A 23,230-nucleotide genomic window follows, 5' to 3' on the forward strand; every position below is an offset into this window, starting at 1 on the left:
GGAAAAAGTCGAGCTTAGAATGGCCCTGCAGAAAGATTGATATGGAATCTCCTCGCGTGCCGGCCGCGTTTCTCGTCAATCGTAGCTTTCTCCCTTGACGCGAAACTCTTCCGGCGGTGCATCGTTTAACTCCGGATGTTCCTTCAGCAATTGCTCGATATCGGACGCGCTGTAGGTTCGGGCCGGTTTCTCGTCCGCACAGCCCGCGAAGCCTACCACCGACAATATCAAAACAAGAAAGGAACAGATGCGAATCTGCATGACGAACTCGAGGCTAAAAAAGAGTAAGAAGATAGGCCAGTTCTAGAGGGACGAATCGGATTCCGTCGCTCTGCGGCACAAGGAAACATAAAAACAATCGTTGGCACGCAGGCGTGCCCGGTGATCCAGGCACGCCGTCGACAGGTTGGTGCGTCGCGTCAAAACGCTTCGCTGATTACTTCCGAGGAAGCGCGAGTTCCAAGAGATCCCCATAGCCCGAAGGGGCTCGCTGAACCGGCAACCGACAATGGGTCCGTGTTGACGGACGCGTCTGAGACCATGGCTCGGGTTGACGGGCTTCCCGCCTCGATGGAGTCCGTGATGAATTTCACGGCACCATCGCCCATCAAGATATGAGCGCCCCCTTGGTGTCGGCTGCTCGGTGGGCACAATCCCTCGGACTGGTACCAGTCCTGGTCGAAACACAACTCACGGTTGGGAGGCAGGACCGTGTAGACCCCGGTGTGGATATGCAGTCCCCAGGCCCAGCGATAACCACGTCGGTTGTCGACGTTTGGATTGCTGGCGAATGGTGCACTGGGGCCCCAAAACAAAGGTCGCTCAGGATCGACAAACGACTCGCAAGCGATCGCGCCGCCGGGCGATTTGATCGGTCCCGTTGCCCCGGTTGTGCCATTCACATGCCTTGAGCGTTTGTCATCATCGCCAAGGTCGGTAATGAACTCGCCCATCGCGATCGTGTTAGACAAGCCATCGAGCACATCGCGAAATGAGGATTTGAGCTGGCACTTGAAAAAGCCTCGATTGCTGACATTCGCGGATTGGATGACTGCCGACGAATTCATCACCCCATAGATCGAGTACGCTGCCCCGTAATTAGTCCGGTGCACCGAGTCTCCCATGCACACCCCGTAATTGGTGCGTCCCATCGCGGGAAGCCCGATACCAGGGTCGCTGGGGCATCGGAAGGTTGGGACATCTGATTCGTAAGGATCGTACGGACCAGCCGTCGCCGTAACGAGACGGCTGAACACGCGGCCGGGGTAAGGCCCCATGGGAGCGTAGATGTTGCCAGCACCAATTTCCCCAGCGGGGACTTGGTAGGGATTCGAGATTTGCTCCCAGAGTGCTTGCTGTTCAATGAACGGCGTAAGCCCGACCAACGCGGATAGTTCAAGACTATTGCTTCCGGGGGCATATTCTCGCCTGGTACTGGTGTAGGTCCCTCCGCCTTGGTTCGGCAACTGCTGATAGGTCGAGTGGTAATTGTGTATCGCCAAGCCGATCTGCTTGAAGTTGTTACTACAGCTCATCCGTCGGGCCGCCTCGCGAGCGGCCTGAACCGCGGGCAGCAAGAGCCCCACGAGCACGCCAATAATCGCGATCACCACTAGCAGTTCCACCAACGTGAAACCACGATTCAGTCTTTTTCTAGCCACGATTCACTTTCCGCAAAAACAAGTATTAGGGTCGAAACGAGCGAATGCTCTACGTAATGCGAAATCTCAGCCTGCTGTGCTAAGGACCGTGCGACTTGGGGGCGAGGCACTAAGTCGAAAGAACTCGAAGGTTGCAGTTCGACATCTTCGCTCAATTTAGGTTGGTGCCTTACTTTCATATTGGATGAATCAATCGGTTCCTCGCATAGATGCGCACACCGGAGATGCTTGGTGCGCAACCAGCGTGAACGCGCGTCTAGCGATTGGTCGGTGCAGCTTCCCAACGTCCGTTTGTAAGGCAGTTTCAGAACGTGTCCAACGTATCCGTCATGCAGCACGTAACAGGTTCGTGCTCACCCACCGTCGCCCATTTGCTCCGCAAATGGAATCTAGTACGCCGCCCAATCGCCCCAGACATGGCCGCCGTAGCAAACAACACAACTTGGCATAAAAGAATACGTGGCACCTTTTGGTGACGCTGTCGATGACACACGTCCACTTCCGCGGCATCTGTGCGCTATGCCTCACTCACGGTTTTGGAGAGGCAGGTCTTCCGCCCACTCTCTCACCGTATACTGAGCACCATGGGCGATTGCAAATCAGTTACTCGTGGGGCGTTCCGAATGGCGACAGCTTCCGATTAAAACGGCGAGAACACTTCCCGAGTCATCGGGCCAGCCAAAGATGTATTCGGCTTTGACATCCCTGAAACCGAGCGATCGGCTCCCCACGCGGCGTAAATTCCATCGTTCGACGAGTGCGTTATTGTTCGGATGAGACCACCACGAAGGATTCGAAGAGCACGAAGGATGGAGTTCGACGGTCCCTTGAGACGCGTGTCGAATTTGCGTCGAGGAGCATCATGCGTTGGACCTGGGCTTGGCGACTTGGGCGGAAGCGGGTTTGAGCCACGTTGGGCACAGAGGTCACCGAGGATCCAGTCTCGCCTCTTCTCGGTGCTCTCCCTGTGTCCTCTGTGGCGGATTCGTTCCCAGAGCCGGCGCTGAGCTGTCGATACGCCTGAATTTGCACTGCCTGCGGATTCTGCGGTAAGATCAATCGCCATGACGGTCAGCGGGCGTTTTTGCCACCGAAGACAAATAACCAACGGCAGACAATCGAAAGGTGCCGAGCGACTGAAGGGTGGGACACTCGCTCTCCGCTCACCCAGCAGGCCGAGGAAACATGGCCCGATACCTGGAAAAGTTTCTTGGCACTGGTTGTTGTCAGGACGCAAACGGCGGCGAATCAATCAGTGCTGTTTCGCAATAACGAATCCATTCAACTGGCAATCCAACAAGACCATGACGGAAAGTGATCGTACCCTAATGAAACGCTTGCTCATTCTATTTCCTATTCTTCTCCAGCTAGTCGTAGCGTCCATCTGCTCCGCGGAGCAGACTTCGACGGATGTTTGTGTCTATGGCGGGACTGCGTCAGGAGTCGTGACTGCCGTGCAGGTTGCCCGCATGGGCAAGAGTGTGGTTTTGATCGAACCCGGACAAACGATCGGAGGCATGACGTCGGGCGGTTTGGGCAACACGGATATTGGCAAACAAGCCAGCATCGGTGGCGTGACTCGTGAGTTCTATCAATCGATTCGCGATTGGTATCAGGACCCGGCACACTGGAAGTTTCAGGACAAGGATGAGTACCAGTGGAAGGGGGACCGGGTCACGGAAGATGCTTGGTTCGTGTTCGAACCCCATGTTGCGGAACTCAAACTCAACGAGATGCTTGAAGAAGCCAGGGTTCCCGTCGTTTATGGCGAAAGACTCGATCTGAACGATGGAGTCAAAAAGGAAGGGGCGAACATCGTCAGCATTCGAATGGAATCAGGGCGGGAGTTCGCCGCCAAGGTGTTTATCGACTGCAGCTATGAAGGCGACCTAATGGCTGAGGCGGGGGTTTCCTACACCATCGGACGCGAGCCGAACTCGCAGTACGGCGAAAGCATCAACGGCGTCCAAGCGACCGAACCCCCTCGTCGCGGCCCCAAGCCACTGGACCCTTATGTCATCCCCGGAGATCCGAGCAGTGGCATCATCAAGGGGCTTCAACCCGATGTTGTTGGCAAGAATGGAGACGGCGATAAGCGAGTCCAGGCTTACAATTACCGGCTTTGTCTAACCAGTGTGCCAGAGAATCGGGTGCCGTTTGAAAAGCCCGAAGGATATGACGAATCGGAGTACGAATTGCTGTTGCGTTGGTTTCAAGCTGGAAACACGCGAAACGTTCCACTTGGCTCCAACCCCATCCCCAACAACAAGACCGATACTAACAAGGCGGGCTGGATTTCAACCGACTACATCGGCATGTGCGACGACTACCCGGATGCCGACTACGAGAAACGCAAGGAAATCACCGACGCTCACATTCGCTATCACAAGGGTTTCCTCTGGACGCTGGCGAATCATCCACGCGTCCCGGAGAACGTCCGACGCCGAGCCGCGAAACTCGGGTTCGCCAAAGATGAGTTTGTCGACAACGGGCACTTCCCGCATCAATTGTATGTTCGCGAAGGGCGCCGGATGTTGGGCCGGATGGTGATGACGGAACACGAGCTGCGGAAAAAACGCAAGGTCGAGGATCCAGTCGCTCTCGGGTCGTATGGGATGGACAGCCATCCGACTCAGCTTTGGGTCGATGCGGACGGAGCCCTGCACGCGGACACGCCAAAATGGACGGGCGTCGGTGGTCCTTATGGAATCAGCTATCTCGCGATCACTCCCAAAGCCGAGGAATGCTCCAACCTGCTCGTGACGACCTGTATCTCCGCTTCGCACAGCGCCTATGGATCGATCCGAATGGAGCCGGTCTACATGATGCTCGGACAGGCCTCGGCGACAGCGGCGGTGTTGGCCATCAATGGCGATTCATCCGTTCAAGATGTTCCCTATGAAAAATTGAGTCAGCAGCTTCTCAAAGACGGGCAGATCCTCGTGCCGTAGTAACGAACGGTAGAACAAGTGCTCGAATGTCGTGGATCGCTCTGCCGATCCACGATAATAAACGCACGAAGGCCACCAAGATTCCTATCGCGTCTCTTCTCGGTGCTCTCCGTGTTCTTTGTGGCAAATTTTCTCTGTGGCAAATTTTTGCCCGGAGCAGCTGTTACGCGGTCGCGGTGTTCGAATTTGCACTCTTTGCAGATTCCGCTGTAAGATCCATCGCGATGGCCGTCGACCAACGTTTTCGCCACAAATGACGATGGAATTATGGCATCACCCCAAGTGATCGATCCGGTTCTTGGGGCGGTAGAAACCAATTGAAGGTCGAAGGTCGCTCGGTTCTGCTCGCCGTTGGCCAGCAAAGGAATACTTGCAGTCTCGTGTCCACTCGCCTCGTCATCGTGTGGATTCTTTCGTTGGTGGGTTGCTCCGACCCGCAGGCTCAAAAGGACGTCTCCACAGCACAGCAACTCAGCAACGACAGATCCTGGCATTCCAGTTGGTGTGAAAACCACTTGGCCAGCGACCGTCAACACGCAGAAGAATGAAATTAGAGCGATCAACCAATTGGCTGACGCTGTCATGGTCACCTACTATCCGCTCAATAACGATTTTACGGTTCGGCCACCAAGCGTCATTGGCAACGAACCCGATCAGTTGGTACAGATTGCTGGCGACAGATCGGTGTACCTCCTGGAAGTCGGGTACCCGCGTGGAAGGGACAGCAAGAGTTTCTAAACAGCAACAAGCAGAATTCATCGACGCCATCTTCGCCGCGTGGGACAAACACGTTGACTCCAACCAGATGGTCAACTTCGTCTGGCTTTGTGACATGCCCACGGCGAAAGTCAATACAATGACAAAATACCATCTCGTGAAGACGCCAGCGTTCGCATCATTCCTGGCAACCCTTGGCCTAAAAACGTACGAAGGAAAGGACAAGCAAGCGTTCTTGCGCGTCAAAGAGTGTGCCAAATCGCGAGGCTGGGAATAGACACCAATGCCACAACAGCATATTGAAGAACAATTAGGTGAGCCGGAGCCAGGAATCCGGTGACATCTGAATACAATACGTAACGTTGCCGCCCGGTTTCGTGGTCGCTCAGCGACGGACGAGACGACCTCTGATGGAGAAGAAAGTGAACAGTACGGCTAAGTTTTCAACGATCACGCAAAGTGCGTTGATCCTCCTTGCAATCATCTGCGTACCGCGTCTGGTCAGTGCTGCCGAGATCTACCTGACCCCGCATGGCGCTGGACGCAACGACGGCACGAGTTGGGAGAATGCGTTCGACCAAGATTCACTATCTAGTGTGGTAAACGAAACGATGGAGGCTGGCGACCGGTTGTTGTTGGGTGGGGGGACGTATAGAGACGTTCGGCTGACAATCTCCAGCGGTGGCGTTCCGGGATCGCCGAAGACCATCGTCGGCGTGGACCGCGGGGAGGGGCTGCCCGTCTTCGTATCGTCTTGGTCGGAGGAGAAGCCGGATAAAGGGGCGACGGCGGTACGCATTGAGCCCGGTGTCGGGCATGTGGTTTTTGAGGGGCTGCGAATCGAAGACTACGAGATCTGTGTGCTGGTGCCTGCGGCCAAGAATGGAGCAAGCTGTGAGCAGTTGGTCTTCAATGACGTGGACATGAAAAGATTTCGGCATGGATTCTACCTTTCCGATTGCGACAACCTGCGGCTGCAGGACTGCGACCTCCGCCGGTACACCAAGCATGGTTTTCGCTTTGACCAAGGCTGCAACCGTGTCGTTGTGCGACGGTGCACGGCAGACTGCTCCGAGGGAGACAGCGATTGGGAGACGAAGACAGAACTGTTTCCATTCGGTTTTATCGTGAATAATGGTGGCGCTGCTAACACGGAGTTCCTGTTCGAGGACTGCCTTGCACGCAACAACAGAATGCCGCTTCAGAAGAAGAGGTACAAAAACGGCGATGGCTTTGTGGTCGAAGGAAATGCGTCAGACGTCCGCTTCGTGTGTTGTCGGGCCATCCGCAACCAAGACGGCGGGTTTGACTTGAAGGTCAACGACGTCCGGCTCGTCGACTGCGTGGCGCTTGGCAACTCAAGAAACATCCGGATCTGGAAGGCCGCCACGCTCGAGAATTGCTTTTCCGGGTGGGCATCCTGTGGGCTGTGGTGCAACGGCGGTCCGATCATGGTTCACCGGACAACCTTTCACGAATTGCGCCAGGCGGCCGTGCAGACCGATGATCAGGCCAGGGAACCGGTGACGCTCAGTGAATGCCTCGTTTCATCCTGCGGGCAGGTCCATCGCAAGACTGCGCGGGGAAAAGTTGTCCTTAACGAGACGACGGTCGTCGAAGAAGACGCTGGGCAGTCACCGGACTATGTGCAGCCGAGTCCCGATTGGGACGGGCTGGGAGATTTACTGAACAGCCGCACTCATCCCAACATTGGATACCATCGGTCACGATCCAGTAACGCCACTCGCTGAACGTAACGCCGGAGCAACGTGAGCCACGGACACGCGGTGGTTCCCGTCACAAACCCGAGTTAGGCAACCAACTCACCGGAGTTTAGGAAGCTCAGTTGCTGACGGACATGTCGCTTTGAGGCGAGGAGGACGGGGGCTGCTCCGTTTCAACGCGGTCAAACTCAAGGGCGGGATCAAATGGTGCGTCTTGTGATCTTTTTGCCTTCGCGTTCTCCGTGGTTTGCCCTCTTCTCTGATCGGACGTTGACTGAGGTGCCCTGAGATCGTCCGAGCACGCGTATTCGATATCGGTTGATATCGAGACGCAGCTCACATAACACTTCGCTGTGTTGGACCATCGGACTTCCAGTGATTGCCCCGCGAAACCTTCGGTCAGCGTCCGGCGGAACTGCTACGCGGTCAATTGAACCGCAGAGGGCACGAAAGTCACCGAGATTTCTGTCGCACCTCATTTCTGTGATCTCCGTCTAAGAAAAGATACGTGGACTCAACTACGGATTTAAGTCATGAAAGCTTTTACGGTTTGCAGCACAACAAATGCCCCGCTGCAAAACACGTTCATCGATTCCGTTTTCATGACGTTGCGTGATGTCCGATTGAGTGACTGAGTTGCCTGCCACGTTCGAAGATCCGATCTACTCGTTCTTAATTAGTTCAACCATGGCTTTACCCATGCCAAGGGCGACGTTCATGTACGTCTTCGCGTTTCCGCCATAGTGACTATTGGAGGCACCACCCATGCTCAGCGGATTGGTGTAAACCGTGGCGACATCGCCCTCGAGGACCGGATACTTTTGCGGGTTACTGATGGCGAACATGGCGTCGATGATCAGCTTTTCGTTTCCCTCTGCTTTTTCCTTATCCGTTTGACCGAGAGTTGCGCATACGAACTTAGCTTTAGGGGCATTGAAGTCTTTTCGCAGCGAAGCGATCAGGTTATTTAAGTTCTTCTCGTACATTGCGGCGTGACCGGTGTTGTATCGGTCCTTGTCTCCCTGCCACCAGAAGAAGCCCACGATTTCGTAGCCAGTTGCATCGGGGTAGAAGTCATTCAGGTTTTTTAACACATCTTTCGCACGAGCGACATCGCCGTCGTACTGCACGCCTGCCTTCCAGCCGATCGGTTTGGGCTCGGTCCCCTTTTCCCACTTATCCGGACTCTGACCGTAGCCGGCGAAGACAAACGTCGTCTTCTCTAATTGCTTTGTCTCCCGGTTCTTCACTTCCATCTCGAATTCGTACGATGGGCTGCCTGGTGGAAGCAGATCCCAACCGAGGCTGCGATTGCCGATCGAACTTTTAAGAATCAGCACCGGTTCGTCCAAAGCGTTGCCGAGGTGATGTCCGATGCCGGTTTCGATACCGATCTTGCCGCCGGAAACGGTCAGCCAATCGTTTCGTTTGACGCTCGTCTTGCCGGGGCCACCACTGCCCATCACGTGCACGTTGCGAACGTCTTTGCGGACGGTCCAGTTGCCCGAGTCGTCGACCATGAACGGGTAGAGTTCTTCGACTTTGACCGCATGCTCGAGTGAGCCTTCCGCGTCGCCTTTGACCTTGCCCATTTCAAGCGTGTTGGACTGGCCCATGATGATGAAAACCTTCACCTTCTGAGTCATGTCCGCAGGTTTGCCGTCGGGGTCGGGGAGCTCGTTGGCGGTGAGGGGTATTGTGAAAAGGATCGCTGTGGCAACGAATATCGACGCGATCGAAAGTTGCTTCTTCATAGTGAAATCACTTGTAGCCAAGGTTGGTGTCAGACGATGTTTTGCCAAGTGGAAAGAAGCCCGCAACACCGTTGGTGATGTTCTATGCGCTGCAGTTCGCTGACGCTTTGGTTTTTCATGCATGTTCAATCGGGCTTATCATAACATGCTGAACCATCGGTTTTGGGGAAACAACATCGTCTTTGTCAATGCAATGCGGACCCCCCCTGCGAATTTGAGTCCTAGAGCGTTTTGTGGTGCGTCCGGGTAATCAGATGAACCAGGGAATCGACGTACATTTCCCCTTTGCGAGATCGTTGACCAGCAGCCGTATCAGTTTCAATTCATCCGTTGATGCGGGCTGCATCGAAAGGGCTTGCACAGCAAGTTTTGCGGGTGATCCCTTGAACGCCAACGAGAGCAGGTGTTGCACTCATGGCCGCTGCGTCGACTCGGCCGCACATGACGCTCGATCGACGTGCGATGGATATGATTCATTGTGAACGACAAGATCTTTGTCTGTTTCGTCTTACAGGATTGCCAATTTCAAAGTACAGGCGGTCTCGTTCGGAAACGCTTTGCCCATCGCGGGTCCGCCCGTTCGCAAAATCTGCAGGAGCTTTCATTCCCTATCGGTGGGATTGGGGGATCCGGGGTTGAATGCCTCTTCGTGGTCATTCGTCTAATAGGCGACGTCTGGCGTAGGGACTCATCAGCAATCGTCGTCAAGAGAGATCAATTGCTTCGGTTCGCTTGGTCCAACCTCTATTCCAGTTAGATCATCAACAGCACGATACCGGTGAGGATGCCGAGTACGCAGGCGGCTTTGTGGAAGATGTTGACTTCGCCTGCCATGCGACTGCCAAAAATCAGTGCCACCACGACGCTGGAGCGACGGAGTGGTGAGACGATCGAAATCAGCGCGTCGGGGTCGGCGAGGGCAGAAAAGTAGGCCATGTCAGCGGAGAGCAGCAGCGGGCTGATCAGCAGGACGGAGGTTCGCAGTTCAAAGCGGATCTGTTTTTCCGGCGCACCGTGTTGTTGCACGCGATACCATCGCAGCGCCAGCGGCACCATCACGGGGACGAGATAAACGCTGAACCACGCCTGCACCGTCGCGGGACGCAAGCCGAATTCTTGGAGCAGAAGTTTGTCGTAGACCGAACTGCATGCACCCAAAACGGTTGCCACGATCATCCACCAAACGGCGCGGTCGGTGCGGAATCGGATTCCCTCTTTAGCGCCGACGAGGGATAAGGCCCAGAACGACCCGAGCACGACGGCGATGCCGATCCATTGCAGAGGTGCGGGCCGTTCGGTCAGGAAGACGATCGCAATGAAAAGTGTCCACAACGGGCTGGTTGCTCGGATTGGTGCGGCGATCGAAAGCGGCAGATTTTTAAGTGAGAAAAACGCGAGGATCCACGACGCGCCAACCAGGACCGCTTTCGCCGCAAGCGCGAGATGTTCGATGCCATCGATCGCATCGACTTCTAGCAAACGTGGGAACTTAATCGAGGGGAGGAAGGTTTGCACCAACAGCATCACCGTCCAGATGATCGCGCTAACGCTGACACTGACCAGGAGCACCATGGGAACGGCATTTCCACGAACGGAAACTTTCTTGGCGACGTCGTATAGACCCAGCATCAACGCTGAAACGAGCGTCAGGATCATCCATGACATATTGGGCTACGGTGCTGAATTGAGAGGGTGGTCGGCGAGCGTCGGGTTCTTCGTCTCAACCGGTGTGCGTTGGCGATTGGCTTCAAATACCGTTTCCCACCACAACGCGGAGTCAGCTTGGTTCCATCGGCTCGATTCAGGCAGGGCGTCGAGCCGGGCAACGAGTTCATTCACCGAGGAGGGGCGTGCTTCGGGATGCAGCGAGAGGCACTCCATGATTAGGTCTTGCAGGCCATTGGGCAAGACGCGTCCGAGTCGGGTTTCGGGACGAACCGGTGCGCGTTCGAGTTGTTTTAAGCACAGGTCAATCGCAGAGTCGCCGTCGTAGGTTGTTTGCCCGGTAAGCAAGGCGTATCCCACCGCGCCGATCGAATACAAATCGCCCGACATGCTCGCCGCGGAAGGATCGCGAATCGTTTCGGGCGCCATGTAGAGTGGTGTGCCCGTGATCGCGTCACTGCGAGTCATCGTGATCGCCACGGTGTCTTCGACCCGGCCGAGGTCCTTGACCAAACCGAAGTCGAGCACTTTGATGAAATCCCAAGAGTTCGTTTGTGCGCTAAGCAGGATGTTTGCGGGCTTAATATCACGGTGGATCAGGCCAGCGTCATGGGCTTCGGCAATCGACCCGCAGATTTGCAACAACAGGTGAACCACACGGGCGGGATTTTGAGGTCCGTAGAAATCGATGAGTTGTTGCAGCGAAATCCCATCGATGTATTCCATCACGTAGTAGAACACGCTGTCAGTGTCGTGTGTCCCCTTGGGCGAACGTTCCGCAAACAGTCGGTGGGCTTGCCCGTAATCGTAAATCGCGATCGTGTTGGGGTGGCGGAGCGTCGAGGTCAGTTGCACTTCGCGGCGGAATCGTTCGATCGATTGTGGTGAAAGGTCTTCGCCTTCGAGTACTTTGATCGCAACGTCGCGGCGGAGGTATTGATGGCGACCGCGGTAGACCGAGCCCATGCCACCGGCGCCCAGAAGTTCGGTTAGTTCGTATTGTCCTAGACGCCGTCGACCTTGGTCGCGGTCTTGTAAACGCTGTTGCAGTCGGGCGGACCACAGTGCCAATCCGGCGACGCATAGCCCGGCCAAGGTGAGCAATCCGAACAGACCGACGATCACACGTTGGAGAATTTTGACGGGGCCGAATGCTTCGTCCGCATCGATCTCCATTGCCATTCCGAGGTCGTATTCGGGCAGCCACTGCCACGCACCCACGACTTGAACTCCTCGGTAGTCATTGTATCCATCGGTGTCGACGCCAGAGGAACCGCGTGTCGCTCGGTCTGCCATTCGGGTCAACGGTCGATCGGCGAGTTCCTCGGGCGAAATTTCGTCCGGTGAACTGAGGTAGGTGCCGGGGTCGCGAATGAGGACGGGGGGCCACGGCGTGGCGGAGCCCGGAGGGACGTCGGTCGAAACGAAATGCGACAGTCGGTCTTCGAATCGGCTTCGGGTCAGCATGCGGGCACGTCTGTCGAACAGGTAGGTTGCGTCCGTCGGAGTGATCGACATGTGGGCGCTGAGGTATCCGCGAGGATTGATTACCCATCCGAAGGTGCCGATGAGTTGGCTTTGCTCGATCAGCGGTGACAGCACCATCAGCGTCGGTTGGACGGGAGCGTCGACCGGGGCGGGCGGCAGGACGAGTGTGGAGACGTCCCGGAGCAGATGGTTTCGATTGAGATCGGACCAGTGGCAATCTGTGCCGATGCGTGACGAATCATTGGACGCGACAGTGTGTCCGTCGCGGTCTGTCAGGACCCACCCGATTGCTCGCGGGTGCGGTGGAATCAGTTTGTCGAGTTTCTCGACGTAGGCAGATGATCCGTTGGAAAGGGCGTCTTTGTCGCTCGCTTCGAAGTCGGTAAGCGATTGGGTGAACGCTTGCCGAATCGCTGGTTTTGCGAGGAGTTGTTCCGCCTCCCGCTCGAGTTCGACGAAGTGCAGTCGAACGCGAGCCACGTTGCCAACCAATATTGACTGGATTGAACGCCCAGCCAGTCGTCGCATCGAACGATCTAAGACTTGGGTGACCCAAATCATCGTCGTGAACATCACGACGAGATAGGCTGCCGCCAGCCACGACACCAATCGACGATTGGTACCGGTTTTGATTCGGGCTCCCAGCGTCTCGCTATCGTTAGAGCGACGCGACTCCATCTAATCCTTCTCTTGTAGTTGCGCAATCGAGGCGAGGTCTTCAAGGGTGGAAGTGTCGCCTGCGAGTTCACGTCCGGCGGCGACATCGCGCAACAAGCGTCGCATGATTTTTCCGCTCCGCGTTTTGGGCAATGCCGATGTGAAACGGATGTCGTCGGGTTGTGCCAACGCACCGATCTGTTTTCGGACGTGGAGTTTGAGTTCCTTTAAAAACTCGTCGTTGATCTCGCGGTCAGTCGTTGTGACGAAGGCTGCAATGGCCTGACCTTTGAGGTCGTCAGGGCGGCCGACGACAGCAGCTTCACAAACGTTCGGGTGCGAAACCAATGCGGACTCCACCTCGATCGTGCTCAGCCGGTGCCCCGAGACATTGATCACGTCATCGATCCGTCCCATGATCCAGTAGTAACCGTCGTTGTCGCGCCGCGCGTTGTCGCCGGTCAGGTATTGTCCCGGAACGTCCATGAAATATTGTTCGACGAATCGTTTGGGATCACCCCAAATGCCACGCAGCATTCCCGGCCATGGTTGGGAGATACAAAGTTTGCCGCCGTTTTCGCTGTCGACTTCGTTGCCGATTTCATCGACGATTTTTGGGATGACTCCGGGCAACGGTTTGGTACAGGACCCCGGTTTGGTCGGAGTGATGCCGGGCAATGGGCTCATCATGATGCCGCCCGTTTCGGTCTGCCACCATGTGTCGACGATCGGGCAACGGCCACCGCCGATCTTTTCGTGGTACCACATCCAGGCTTCGGGGTTGATGCCTTCGCCGACGCTGCCGAGCAATCGCAGGCTCGAGAGGTCGTGCTTGTCGACGTGCTCGTCGCCCCACTTGATGAAGGCGCGGACGGCGGTCGGTGCGGTGTAGAGAATGGTGACTTTGTATTTTTCGACGAGTTCCCAGAACCGGTCTTCGGCCGGATGGTTCGGGGCGCCTTCATACATCAGGCAGGTTGCGCCCGCGGTTAAGGGGCCGTACACAATATACGAGTGTCCCGTGATCCAGCCGCAGTCGGCGGTGCACCAGTAGATATCGTCGTCGCGGTGATCGAAAACCCATTCGAACGTTCGGCGGGCCCACAAATTGTAGCCCGCGGTGGTGTGGAGGATGCCTTTGGGTTTTCCGGTGCTGCCGGAGGTGTACAGGATGAACAGCGGCGTTTCGCTTTCGAGCGGTTTAGCGGGCAGTTTGCCGGGTTGCGAGTCGACGACGTCATGCCACCACACGTCACGTCCGGATTGCATCGGGGTGTCATCGCCACCGGTGCGGCGGAGGACCAAACATTTTTCGACGGTTGTGGATTTTTCGAGAGCCTCGTCGACAGTTTGTTTGAGAGGCAGGACTTTGCCGCGACGGTACAGGCCGTCGGAGGTGATCATCAGTTTAGCGGAGGCGTCGTTGTTGCGATCGGCGATCGACTCGGCGCTGAACCCGGCGAAAATGACCGAATGGATCGCGCCGATTCGGGCACAGGCGAGCATCGCGATGGCGAGTTCGGGCGTCATCGGCATGTAGATGCTCACCACGTCGCCTTCGCCGATGCCGAGTTGCTCGTATGCCTCGGCACATTTAGCGATTTCGGTTTGCAGTTCGCGGTAGGTCAGCGTGCGTTGGTCGCCCGGTTCGCCTTCCCAAATGATCGCAACCTTGTCGCCGCGACCGGCTTCGACGTGGGCGTCGACGCAGTTGTAGCTCGCATTCGTTTTTCCACCGATGAACCATTTTGCGTCGGGCGCCTCCCATTGGCAGACATCACCGAACGGTTCGAACCAGTGCAGGTGCTCGTTGGCTTGGTCACGCCAGAACGCGTCGGGGGTGTCCCTGGCCGCTGCATAGAGCGATTCGTACTGCTCGACAGTCGAAATGACGGCGTTTTTGGCGAATTCGGCGGATGGCGGGAACAAGCGGTCTTCGGTCAAAACGTGGTCGATCGAGCCACCTTGAGAAGCGTCGGCGGGCGTTGCGGACATCAGCAATCTTGGGGGAGAGGGAGAGGCGGGAAATGGAAAGTTCACAGTCTAGCATCTGGCGCGAAAAGCATGGGGTAGGTAAATCAAAACGAATGTTTGAAACAGGTGTTTAACTTTTGGCTCCGGCTAGTCATGCTATGTCTGTCAGCGCGTCCCAACGACTCCTTTCCTCCTCTTCCGCGTTCAGCATGCCTTCATCCCAGCACGATCCACCCGTTTCCGATGAGGCGTCTGTTACCGACGATCTCGCCATGGCCGGTGATCCGACGGCCCGATTGATCTCGGCGGCCGGTCCGGTTTTCGCCCAACGCGGTTTTGACCGGGCGCCGGTGCGAGAAATCGCCAAAGTTGCGGAGGTGAACGTCGCTGCGGTCAATTATTACTTTGGCGACAAGATGGGGCTTTATCGTGCCGTGCTGGCGGATATCCGAAATCGACGTCAGCGTGAATTTCCGGCTCCCATTGTCGGAAACGATCCTCCTCAGGAAACTCTGCGGAAGCTCGTCCGCACATTGCTCTCCCGGATGCTCGCCGCCGACAACGGATGGGAAGCGATGTTAATGATGCGAGAAATCCAGCAACCCACCACCGCATTGAGCGAGGTGATCCGCGAATATTTCCAACCGATCCACGACGCACTTTGTCAGACGATTGAGCAACTGATCGCTCCCTTGAACACGGCCGACGCGGAGCCGACGCGGTCTTGGCAAAGTGAGGCGTTGGTCTCGCAGACCGCCTTCGGGGTGGTCGGGCAGTGCTTGCATTACCTCGTCGGAAAACCGGTCATCGAACAACTCGTCGATTCCGAAACGCGGGCGAAGTACTACGACCCGGAATCGCTGTGTCGACAGATCACCGCCGCAACGCTCGCCGCTTGTGGGCGGGCCGACATTGTCAGCGTCCGCCAGCAAATTGACCGCGACAGTAACTCGGACCACGGCAACGAGCACGATTCTGCTCAGCCGGCAACAGGTCACACGGCCTAAAAACGAACATCAACGAAGCGTTTAGAAACAAAAGAAATGAGTCGTCATGAGTATTGAATCGACTGAAGAACAATCACCCTCACCGGCGGTCGGGAAACCGTATGGCGGATCGGACAAGAGGTTGCCCGAGGACGCCAAACACTCGTCATCTTCGGCGAACGGCGACGCTGTGAAAGCGAGCCTTGCGGGTGAGGCGCCGGTTGAGGTGCACAATCCGGACTTGCCGGTTCATCCCACTCGGAATTTGCCGAAGTGGTTGATGTTCAATCTATTTGTGCCGATCGCGTTGCTGGCCGCCGCCTTTGGCCTCGTCTGGTATCTCGGCACGGTCGAATCGCCCGCGCGGCCGCCGATCGACGATACTCCCGTCGGCCGGTTGTTTGCGTTGCCTGCCGTCGATGTCGTTCCCGTCCGGTCGCTTAAGAGCACCGGCGAGAAACTGCATTTGAGCGCCGATGGAACGGTTGTTCCGTTTCGCGAAGTCAGTTTGGCAACGGAAGTGGCCGGGCAGATCGTTGAGAAATCCCCGCTGTGTGAAGCCGGGAAATACGTGACCAAAGGTCAGGTGCTGATGCGAATCGATCCGACCGACTATGAGCTCGAGGTCAAACGTCTGCAGCGCCAACGGCAACAGGAATACGAGGCCCTCGGCGAAGTCGATCAGGAAATGGTCAACACGAAACGTTCGATGGAGCTCGCCCGCGCCGACATCGAATTGCAACGACGCGAGCTGAAGCGTCAAGAGGCGCTTCCGAATCAGTTCGCCAGCCAAGGAGAATTGGATCAGGCCAGGCGGGCCTTGTTGGCAGCGGAACAGCAACTGGTCTTGTATCAAAACCAACTCGACCTTGCACAAAAACGTCGAACGCGATTGGAGTCGGCTGAACGTTTGGCGGCGATGCAACTTGAAGCGGCGGAAAACAATCTGCGCCGAACCGAAATCGTCGCGCCGATCACCGGCGTGGTTGTCAGCGAGCAAGCGGAAATAAACACGTTCGTCGCTCGTGGCAGTCCGGTCGTGACGATCGAAGACACGTCCAAAGTCGAAGTGGCTGCGAAGCTGCGGATCGATCAGCTTTACTGGGTCCTCAATCAACGCAGCACTGGCAGCGGCTCATCGGATCCGCTCGACCCGGCGTCGTCTGGTTCACAAGACCGAGGCTATCGATTGCCACCCACGCCGGTCGTCGTGAGCTATGTCGTCTCCGGCCGTGAAGGATTGGTCTACCAGTGGACGGGTAATTTGATCGGCTATGACGGCATCGGGCTGGACCAACAAACGCGGACGGTGCCGGTGCGGATCGTGGTCGATGATCCTCAAGACTTTCATGTGATGCGCGATGGCAAGATGGTTCAGAAACTCAACGCGTCGGACGTGGTCGCCGGCCCAACCGCTTTGGTGCGAGGTATGTTTGTCAAGTTGAGATTGGAAATTGACCCGGCCGTTGAGCTAGTTGTGCTGCCCAGTGAGGCACTCAAGCCCGGAAATCGAATTTGGCAATTCGTTCCCGATGCGAGCGTATTAGACGTTTCGATTGCAGCACCGGAGGAAGAGTCGCCGGGCGAAGAGTCCAGTGGCGAGCAGCAAGGCGACACCGAGGTGACAAAAACTTCCGCGAGTGAGACGGTTGCAATCGGTCCGCAACCGAACACAGCTGAACCAACCGATGCACCGGAAGCTGAAGGATCCGAAGCCGATGTGGAAGCGAAGGAGCGACCGGACACCGATCCGTTGGCGCACTTCGACGCAAGTGCTTGGATTCCCGGGAACCTGGTGATTCGTCAAGGGATTCGCCCGGTTGATAAATTTATTTCAACAGAAGAGTTCAATTCGGCAATGGTCGCCGGGGACTCCGACGAAGAAGACGACGGCTCGGGGCAATGGTGGATTTGTGAGGTGCCAGACAACACGCTCGTCCAAGGTTCGTTTGTCGTGGTGTCGCCAGTCGGCAATTTACGTAGCGATGTGTTTCCCGTTCGTGCGTCATCGGAAGTGGTCGGTGAAGTCAAATCGGCATCGGGTGAACTCGCAGAGTTGACTCTCCAAGGCCCGGCGGTCGTGTCGGACGATAAAAACGGAACGTCGTCCGGATCGGGAGCGAACAGGGAGGCCGCTGCTGCGGCTGACAAATTGAACAATGCCGTGACGGGGGTGAGTCGATGAGACAAGCCATCGCGTGGGCGATCCACAACGCGCCCGGTATGAACGTGGTGATGTTGGCACTGGTGTTGATCGGTGCCGGCGCGTTTATGACGATGCGGCGGGAGGTCTTTCCTGAATTCGAACTCGAGGTCGTGATGATCTCGGTGCCGTATCCCGGTGCGACGCCGCAGGACGCCGAAGAGGCGATCTGTCAAAAAATTGAAGAAGCGATTCGTTCGATCGATGGGATTAAGAAGGTCACTTCGATCGCCCTCGAAGGCACGGGGTATGTTCTCGCTGAATTGCGTTCGGATGTCGAAGACGTGCAGAAGGTGATGTCGGAGATTGACCGCGAAGTCGACCGCATCCCGAGTTTTCCCGATCTCGCCGAGGATGCGAGCGTGGAACAAATCACGTTTCGCGATACGGCGATCCGCGTCGGCGTCATCGGTCCGAATGACCGTTCGCGTCGTGGCGAACTCGCGCTGCGTGACGTGACCGAGCGGGTGCGAGCGGAGATGCTGCTGTTGCCGAGTGTTTCGGTCGCCGAACTGATGGGCACGCGTGATTATCAGATTGATGTGGAAATCCCCGAAGCGACATTGCGTTCGTATGGGCTGACCTTGGACCGCGTCGCCGGCATCATCCGTGCACACAATATTGAGTTGCCGGGTGGGCAACTGAAATCGCAGGGGCAGGAGATTCTGCTGCGGGCGAAGAATAAGGGCCGCGTCGGGCCTGAAATCGAAACCATTCCGTTGATCACCGAACCCGGAGGCGTGGTCCTGACGGTTGGTGATCTCGGTGTCGTTCGTGACGAGTTCGAAGACGTCACCGCGGTGGGTGAGATCAACGGTGAGCCGGCGCTTGTGATCAACGTGCAGCGTACCAAGAGCGAAGATTTGCTCGCGTTGGTTGACGACGTGCGGGGGTATGCGGAGAAAGCGGAGTTGCCGTCTGGATATCGTCTTGTTCTGTGGGGCGATACGAGCGTGGACGTGCGTGACCGGATGTCGTTGCTGCTCCGCAACGGTGCCCAGGGTTTGGCACTGGTGTTCTTGGTGTTGGCGCTTTTTCTGGAAGTGCGTTTGGCGTTCTGGGTGGCGTTGGGGATTCCGATTTCGATCATGGGTGCGGGTGCGGCGCTGTCCTACGGCGACCAAACGCTCAACATGTTGTCGTTGTTTTCGTTCTTGATCGCACTCGGCATCGTGGTGGACGATGCGATCGTGATCGGCGAAAATATCTACGCTCACCGGCAGATGGGCAAAACGCTCATGGATTCGGCGGTGGACGGTGCGACAGAGGTGTTGCCTAGTGTGACAGCGTCGATCGCGACGACCGTGATCGCATTTTCGCCGATGTTTTTTGTTTCGGGCGTGATGGGCAAATTCATGGCGGTGATCCCCTTTGCGGTGATCGCGATGTTGATCGTGTCGCTGCTGGAGAGCACGTTTGTGCTTCCGTGTCACTTGGCTCACTCCCACGCCGGGTTCTTTCGTTTTGCCGCGATCCTGACTTATCCGCTGCGTCCGTTCATGTTGTTGCTCTTGTGGGTAAACTCGCACGCGAGCGATGCGATGGAGTGGTTCGCCGAACATATCTATGTTCCGACGTTGAACTTTTGTTTGCGTAACCCGGTGTTGCCGATCGCGATCGCCGTTGGGATGTTGGTTGGTACTTTTGGGATGGTTCGTGGTGGCATCGTGCAGAGCGTGTTGTTTCCAAAAACGGATAATAACTATCTGCAGGCGACTGTTGTGTTTCCCAATGGGACGCCCGCGGCGGCCACCGACATGGCGACGCGGCGGATGGAAACTGCGTTGGCAAAAGTCAGCCGTCAGATCGCCGAAGAGCGTGCCGCGGAAGAAGGCCGTCCAATTGAGGCGATCTACCCACCGGCACAAGGCAGCTACGTCGGTCCGGTGCGGTTGGCCTACCGTGAGGTCGGCGCGATTGCCAATACCCAGGGGCCGATGGGCGGACAGAACAACAGCGGCAGTAACGCGGGGCAGATTTTCGCGGAACTGCACGGCACCGAAATCCGCGGTGTGCACAGCGATGAGTTGATCAACCGTTGGCGACGCGAAGTCGGCGAAGTTCCCGGTGTTGAGAAGATGACCTTTGGCAGCGTTGGCACTGGGCCCGGCGGGAAACCCATCGAATTCAAACTGCTCGCCTCAAGTGAGCACATCGATGAGTTGCTCGAAGCGACCGAGACGATGAAGACGCGAGTCGAAAAATTTGCCGGCGTGTATGACATCTCCGATGACAATACGCCGGGGAAATGGGAGTTCCAATTCCGCGTGAAAGACAGTGCGCTTTCGACCGGAGTGACGCCAACGGATCTGGGGCAGACGGTACGTAACACGTACTACGGAGCCGAAGTGATGCGTCTGCAACGGGGCCGCCATGAGGTCAAGTTGATGGTCCGGTATCCCAAAGACGAACGCGCGTCGTTGGTCAATTTTCGAGAGATTCGGGTCAGCGACAATAACGGCACGATGCGGCCGATCGGTGAACTCGCGGAGATTGATCTCAAACGCGGGTTCTCAGAAATCAACCGTGTCGATCAACAACGCAGTATCACGATATCGGCGGACCTCGACGAAACGACTGCGAATGCGGATTTGATTATCGGTGAACTCAAACGGGATTATCTGCCTGAGTTCGCACGGATGTATCCCAGCGTCTCGATCCGCTGGGAAGGGCAACAGGAACAGAGTCGTGAATCGGTGGGCAGTTTGTTGGTCGGATTTGCGGTCGCCATCCTTTGCATGTTTGTGCTCTTGGTGTTGCAGTTCCGTAGTTACGCCCAGCCGCTTTTAATTTTGGCGATCATCCCGTTCGGTATGATCGGAGCGGTGTGGGGGCACGCGGTGTTGGATCTGCCGTTGACCCTGTTCAGCATGTTTGGATTGGTCGCGTTGGCGGGCGTTGTGGTGAACGACTCGATCGTGTTGATCGACTTCATCAATTCACGCGTTCGCGCCGGCGAACCACCGCTCGAAGCGTTGTTGCAGTCGGGCCAACGTCGTTTCCGGCCGATCATGTTGACCAGTTTGACAACGATCGCTGGACTCGTGCCATTGTTGATGGAGAAGTCGTTTCAGGCGCAGCTGTTGATTCCGATGGCAACGAGTCTGGCGTTCGGCCTGATGGTGTCTACCGTCTTGGTCCTGTTGTTGGTGCCGGTGCTCTACATGCTCTACCTGGTGGTGTTGCAAGCATTCAACATTTCATTTGTGGAGATTCAGGAGTAATGCGGAGTCGAGAAGTCGGCGCATTTCCGCGACGGCTTCCTTCATTCCCACCATCACGGCGCGGCTGACGATGCTATGGCCGATGTTGAGTTCACGCATGCCTTCGATGGCTGCAACCGGGCGAACGTTGGCGTAGGTCAATCCGTGGCCGGCGTGCAACCGCATACCGGCTTCAGTGATTTGCCGGCCAACGGTTCGTAGGCGTTCAAGTTCCGTGGCCGCTTGCTCACGCGAAGCCACCGCGTACGGGCCGGTATGCAGCTCCACCGCTTGGACACCTAGTTTGGCCGCGGCTTCGATCTGTCGTGGATCGGGATCAAGAAAGAGACTCGTTTGGATCCCGGCGTCGGCGATTCGTTTGACCGCATCACTGACGCGGCCTCGGTCGGATGCGACGTCCAGCCCGCCCTCCGTCGTGACCTCTTCGCGGCTTTCGGGAACGAGCAACGCCCAGTCGGGTTTGAGTCGACAGCAGATGCCGAGGACTTCATCGGCACACGCGAGTTCGAAATTGGTGCTGACGCGGACCGTTTCCATGAACAGTTCGACGTCACGGTCTTGGATGTGGCGTCGGTCTTCCCGCAAGTGAAACGTGATTCCATCGGCGCCGCCTTGTTCGGCCAATGCGGCTGCGATTACCGGATCCGGTTCGGTTGTGCGACGCGCCTGACGCACGGTCGCAACGTGATCAACATTAACACCTAAGGAGATGAAAGAGGGCATGGTTTTGGTGGGGCTAGGTATTGGCTGTGGGGACAGGTTGCAGGGCAACGGCAGGCGAACGACCTGAAACCTGTTTGCCTGCGTTCACCTCTAAAATAACTATTTCAATAGCCCATCGACATAGTCGATCTCATACGCGATGTCTCGGGCCATCGCTTCGTTGCGTGACATCGAGTCGTCGATGGCGAGTGCGCCGGTCCTTTCGGAGTTGGGGAGGACCGACCAAGCATAGGTCTCGACTTCGAGGTGGCCGGTGAACTCCAGCACAGCGCGGTTCGATCGTGAGCCTTTGGGCAGGGGAGTGGCGAGTTGCTCGACCGCATCGAGGGCTTCGTTGATTTGATCACGCGTGGTGGTCAATTGTCCGAACTTCTCAAGAAAGACGGGGACGTGAAAATGGATCAACCAGCGTTGATCGGTAATCGGAGTCGAAGAAACGCTGTCGAGCAATTCTGGTAGGTCTTGTGATAATTCGAACTTCCCGTTTGCGGTAAGGCGTCCGGTTTGATGGAGGTAGCGGTCTTCAGCAAATCCGCGCAATTGATCCAGGACAGCCTGGTGGTCGGAAGGTTCGATGTTTTTCCAATCGGCGACGATCGCGCTACTGATTTGGACTTTGCCCAACACAATCCCTGCATCGGCGTAGCGTTGCAGCGTTTCGCGTTGGTCCTCCATCATTACCGCCGAATGACAAACATCGTGGCAAACGCCGATGTAGCGACGGTGCGTCGGGTCGGGGAGTTCTTTTTTGAACCATTTGACGATCTCTTCGGATCGTTGGAGCAGGCAGCCCGGTTCGGGTTCGATCGCGACGATGATCCGTTTGCCGGTCCGGTTCTCGAGCATCCGCAGGTCTTCGGCCAAGCGGCGGAGGTTGGTGCCGGCGTGAAGTAGTTCGTCTTCGCTGACATCTCGCCAGATCGTTTCCGTCTCGGTGGATTCGAGTTCGTCGATCTGGCGGGGCCAGCCCAGCGGCAGGGTGCTGATCGTGCCCGTCGTCACGTCTTCGGGGAGCAGTTCGCCAAGAATTTTGGCTAGATCGCGTGTGTAGACGACGCGTTCGTCCTGCCACCACGTCGGCTGATAGACAGCGTGCTTGACGCGGTCGCCGTGAAAATCGTCGAATGGGAATCCGTTGATGGTGTACGCGAGCAGTTTGTTTTTCTTGATCGCGTTTTCCAACGGCGGCATGCCGTGACGACGCAGTGCGACCGAGGCTACCGAAGGGATCCACAGTCCGATTCCCAATGGTCCGGTGGACTTGGCGCGGCGACGGGCGACTTCGGCGGAGACTGATTTGAGGTTATCGCAAATCGCGTCAACTTCAATTCCTGGATGGATGTTCGTGCAGTAACCCAGTGTCCAATGGGAGCGAGGTGCAGATGGCATGGATGAATTGGTTGGCGAAGTGGTGATTCGTGCCTCCGACCTGTTCGGCAGCGAGTGGTAAAGGGTAAGCTGCCGAGGCTGACTTGTCGCCCCGCCATCATTTTTCCTTTCTGC

At 56.7% G+C, this 23,230-nt stretch carries 14 protein-coding genes; 6 read left to right on the forward strand and 8 right to left on the reverse strand.

The genetic code is table 11. From position 1 onward, the window contains the following. Positions 1-75 precede the first annotated feature (75 nt). Positions 76-261 carry a hypothetical protein gene (locus tag NB063_RS16550; RefSeq protein ID WP_250929856.1) on the reverse strand — a complete coding sequence of 62 codons (186 nt, stop codon included), beginning with the start codon at positions 259-261 and terminating at the stop codon, positions 76-78. Between the two features lie 158 nt (positions 262-419). Continuing rightward, positions 420-1,661, reverse strand: a complete 1,242-nt coding sequence (locus NB063_RS16555; RefSeq protein WP_250929857.1) for a DUF1559 family PulG-like putative transporter — start codon at positions 1,659-1,661, stop codon at positions 420-422. A gap of 1,328 nt (positions 1,662-2,989) precedes the next feature. On the opposite strand from NB063_RS16555, the gene NB063_RS16560 reads away from it, so the two are divergent. The 3 genes from NB063_RS16560 (at position 2,990) to NB063_RS16570 (ending at position 7,080) form a co-directional block, all read left to right on the forward strand. After that, positions 2,990-4,612, forward strand: coding sequence for an FAD-dependent oxidoreductase (locus NB063_RS16560; protein ID WP_250929858.1), 1,623 nt, complete (start codon positions 2,990-2,992; stop codon positions 4,610-4,612). Positions 4,613-5,116: 504 nt separating this feature from the next. Then, positions 5,117-5,350, forward strand: coding sequence for a hypothetical protein (locus NB063_RS16565; RefSeq protein ID WP_250929859.1), 234 nt, complete (start codon positions 5,117-5,119; stop codon positions 5,348-5,350). 389 nt (positions 5,351-5,739) lie between these two features. Continuing rightward, on the forward strand, positions 5,740-7,080 hold the full coding sequence (locus tag NB063_RS16570) for a right-handed parallel beta-helix repeat-containing protein (protein WP_250929860.1): 1,341 nt from the start codon (positions 5,740-5,742) through the stop codon (positions 7,078-7,080). 635 nt (positions 7,081-7,715) lie between these two features. Here NB063_RS16570 and NB063_RS16575 read toward each other — a convergent pair. The 4 genes from NB063_RS16575 to acs all read right to left on the reverse strand — a co-directional run bounded on the left by NB063_RS16575 (position 7,716) and on the right by acs (position 14,612). Next, complete coding sequence (locus NB063_RS16575; protein WP_250929861.1) at positions 7,716-8,807, reverse strand: sialate O-acetylesterase; 1,092 nt, start codon at positions 8,805-8,807, stop codon at positions 7,716-7,718. A gap of 753 nt (positions 8,808-9,560) precedes the next feature. After that, the gene (locus NB063_RS16580) at positions 9,561-10,472 is read right to left on the reverse strand and encodes an EamA family transporter (protein ID WP_250929862.1); all 912 of its coding nucleotides are present in this window, start codon (positions 10,470-10,472) and stop codon (positions 9,561-9,563) included. Between the two features lie 6 nt (positions 10,473-10,478). Next, positions 10,479-12,638, reverse strand: a complete 2,160-nt coding sequence (locus tag NB063_RS16585; RefSeq protein WP_250929863.1) for a serine/threonine-protein kinase — start codon at positions 12,636-12,638, stop codon at positions 10,479-10,481. After that, on the reverse strand, positions 12,639-14,612 hold the full coding sequence (gene acs / locus NB063_RS16590) for an acetate--CoA ligase (RefSeq protein WP_250929864.1): 1,974 nt from the start codon (positions 14,610-14,612) through the stop codon (positions 12,639-12,641). A gap of 188 nt (positions 14,613-14,800) precedes the next feature. Between acs and NB063_RS16595 the strand changes: the two genes are divergently transcribed. Genes NB063_RS16595 through NB063_RS16605 form a run of 3 tightly spaced genes read left to right on the forward strand, consistent with a single transcriptional unit; the run spans position 14,801 to position 21,004 of the window. Then, the gene (locus tag NB063_RS16595) at positions 14,801-15,598 is read left to right on the forward strand and encodes a CerR family C-terminal domain-containing protein (RefSeq protein ID WP_250929865.1); all 798 of its coding nucleotides are present in this window, start codon (positions 14,801-14,803) and stop codon (positions 15,596-15,598) included. Between the two features lie 46 nt (positions 15,599-15,644). After that, the gene (locus tag NB063_RS16600; protein ID WP_250929866.1) at positions 15,645-17,762 is read left to right on the forward strand and encodes an efflux RND transporter periplasmic adaptor subunit; all 2,118 of its coding nucleotides are present in this window, start codon (positions 15,645-15,647) and stop codon (positions 17,760-17,762) included. Beyond that, the gene (locus NB063_RS16605; RefSeq protein WP_250929867.1) at positions 17,759-21,004 is read left to right on the forward strand and encodes an efflux RND transporter permease subunit; all 3,246 of its coding nucleotides are present in this window, start codon (positions 17,759-17,761) and stop codon (positions 21,002-21,004) included. The genes NB063_RS16600 and NB063_RS16605 overlap by 4 nt, the downstream gene beginning before the upstream one ends. Here NB063_RS16605 and NB063_RS16610 read toward each other — a convergent pair. Further along, positions 20,981-21,727 carry a pyridoxine 5'-phosphate synthase gene (locus NB063_RS16610; RefSeq protein WP_250929868.1) on the reverse strand — a complete coding sequence of 249 codons (747 nt, stop codon included), beginning with the start codon at positions 21,725-21,727 and terminating at the stop codon, positions 20,981-20,983. The two genes, NB063_RS16605 and NB063_RS16610, sit on opposite strands and share 24 nt — an antisense overlap. A gap of 99 nt (positions 21,728-21,826) precedes the next feature. After that, positions 21,827-23,116 (reverse strand): metabolite traffic protein EboE, encoded by a 1,290-nt coding sequence (eboE, locus tag NB063_RS16615; protein ID WP_250929869.1) that lies wholly within the window; start codon positions 23,114-23,116, stop codon positions 21,827-21,829. Positions 23,117-23,230 lie beyond the last annotated feature (114 nt).

Origin of the sequence: Aporhodopirellula aestuarii, from assembly GCF_023701485.1 — a bacterium.
In the GTDB taxonomy this organism is placed as follows: domain Bacteria; phylum Planctomycetota; class Planctomycetia; order Pirellulales; family Pirellulaceae; genus Rhodopirellula; species Rhodopirellula aestuarii.

Bases quoted from the DNA above. Each gene is read 5' to 3' on its own strand.
- NB063_RS16570 (WP_250929860.1), top strand. From the start codon at position 5,740: ATGGAGAAGAAAGTGAACAGTACGGCTAAGTTTTCAACGATCACGCAA.
- NB063_RS16600 (WP_250929866.1), top strand. From the start codon at position 15,645: ATGAGTATTGAATCGACTGAAGAACAATCACCCTCACCGGCGGTCGGG.
- NB063_RS16560 (WP_250929858.1), top strand. From the start codon at position 2,990: ATGAAACGCTTGCTCATTCTATTTCCTATTCTTCTCCAGCTAGTCGTA.
- NB063_RS16575 (WP_250929861.1), bottom strand. From the start codon at position 8,807: ATGAAGAAGCAACTTTCGATCGCGTCGATATTCGTTGCCACAGCGATC.
- NB063_RS16595 (WP_250929865.1), top strand. From the start codon at position 14,801: ATGCCTTCATCCCAGCACGATCCACCCGTTTCCGATGAGGCGTCTGTT.
- NB063_RS16610 (WP_250929868.1), bottom strand. From the start codon at position 21,727: ATGCCCTCTTTCATCTCCTTAGGTGTTAATGTTGATCACGTTGCGACC.
- NB063_RS16605 (WP_250929867.1), top strand. From the start codon at position 17,759: ATGAGACAAGCCATCGCGTGGGCGATCCACAACGCGCCCGGTATGAAC.
- NB063_RS16585 (WP_250929863.1), bottom strand. From the start codon at position 12,638: ATGGAGTCGCGTCGCTCTAACGATAGCGAGACGCTGGGAGCCCGAATC.
- NB063_RS16550 (WP_250929856.1), bottom strand. From the start codon at position 261: ATGCAGATTCGCATCTGTTCCTTTCTTGTTTTGATATTGTCGGTGGTA.
- acs (WP_250929864.1), bottom strand. From the start codon at position 14,612: ATGTCCGCAACGCCCGCCGACGCTTCTCAAGGTGGCTCGATCGACCAC.
- eboE (WP_250929869.1), bottom strand. From the start codon at position 23,116: ATGCCATCTGCACCTCGCTCCCATTGGACACTGGGTTACTGCACGAAC.
- NB063_RS16580 (WP_250929862.1), bottom strand. From the start codon at position 10,472: ATGTCATGGATGATCCTGACGCTCGTTTCAGCGTTGATGCTGGGTCTA.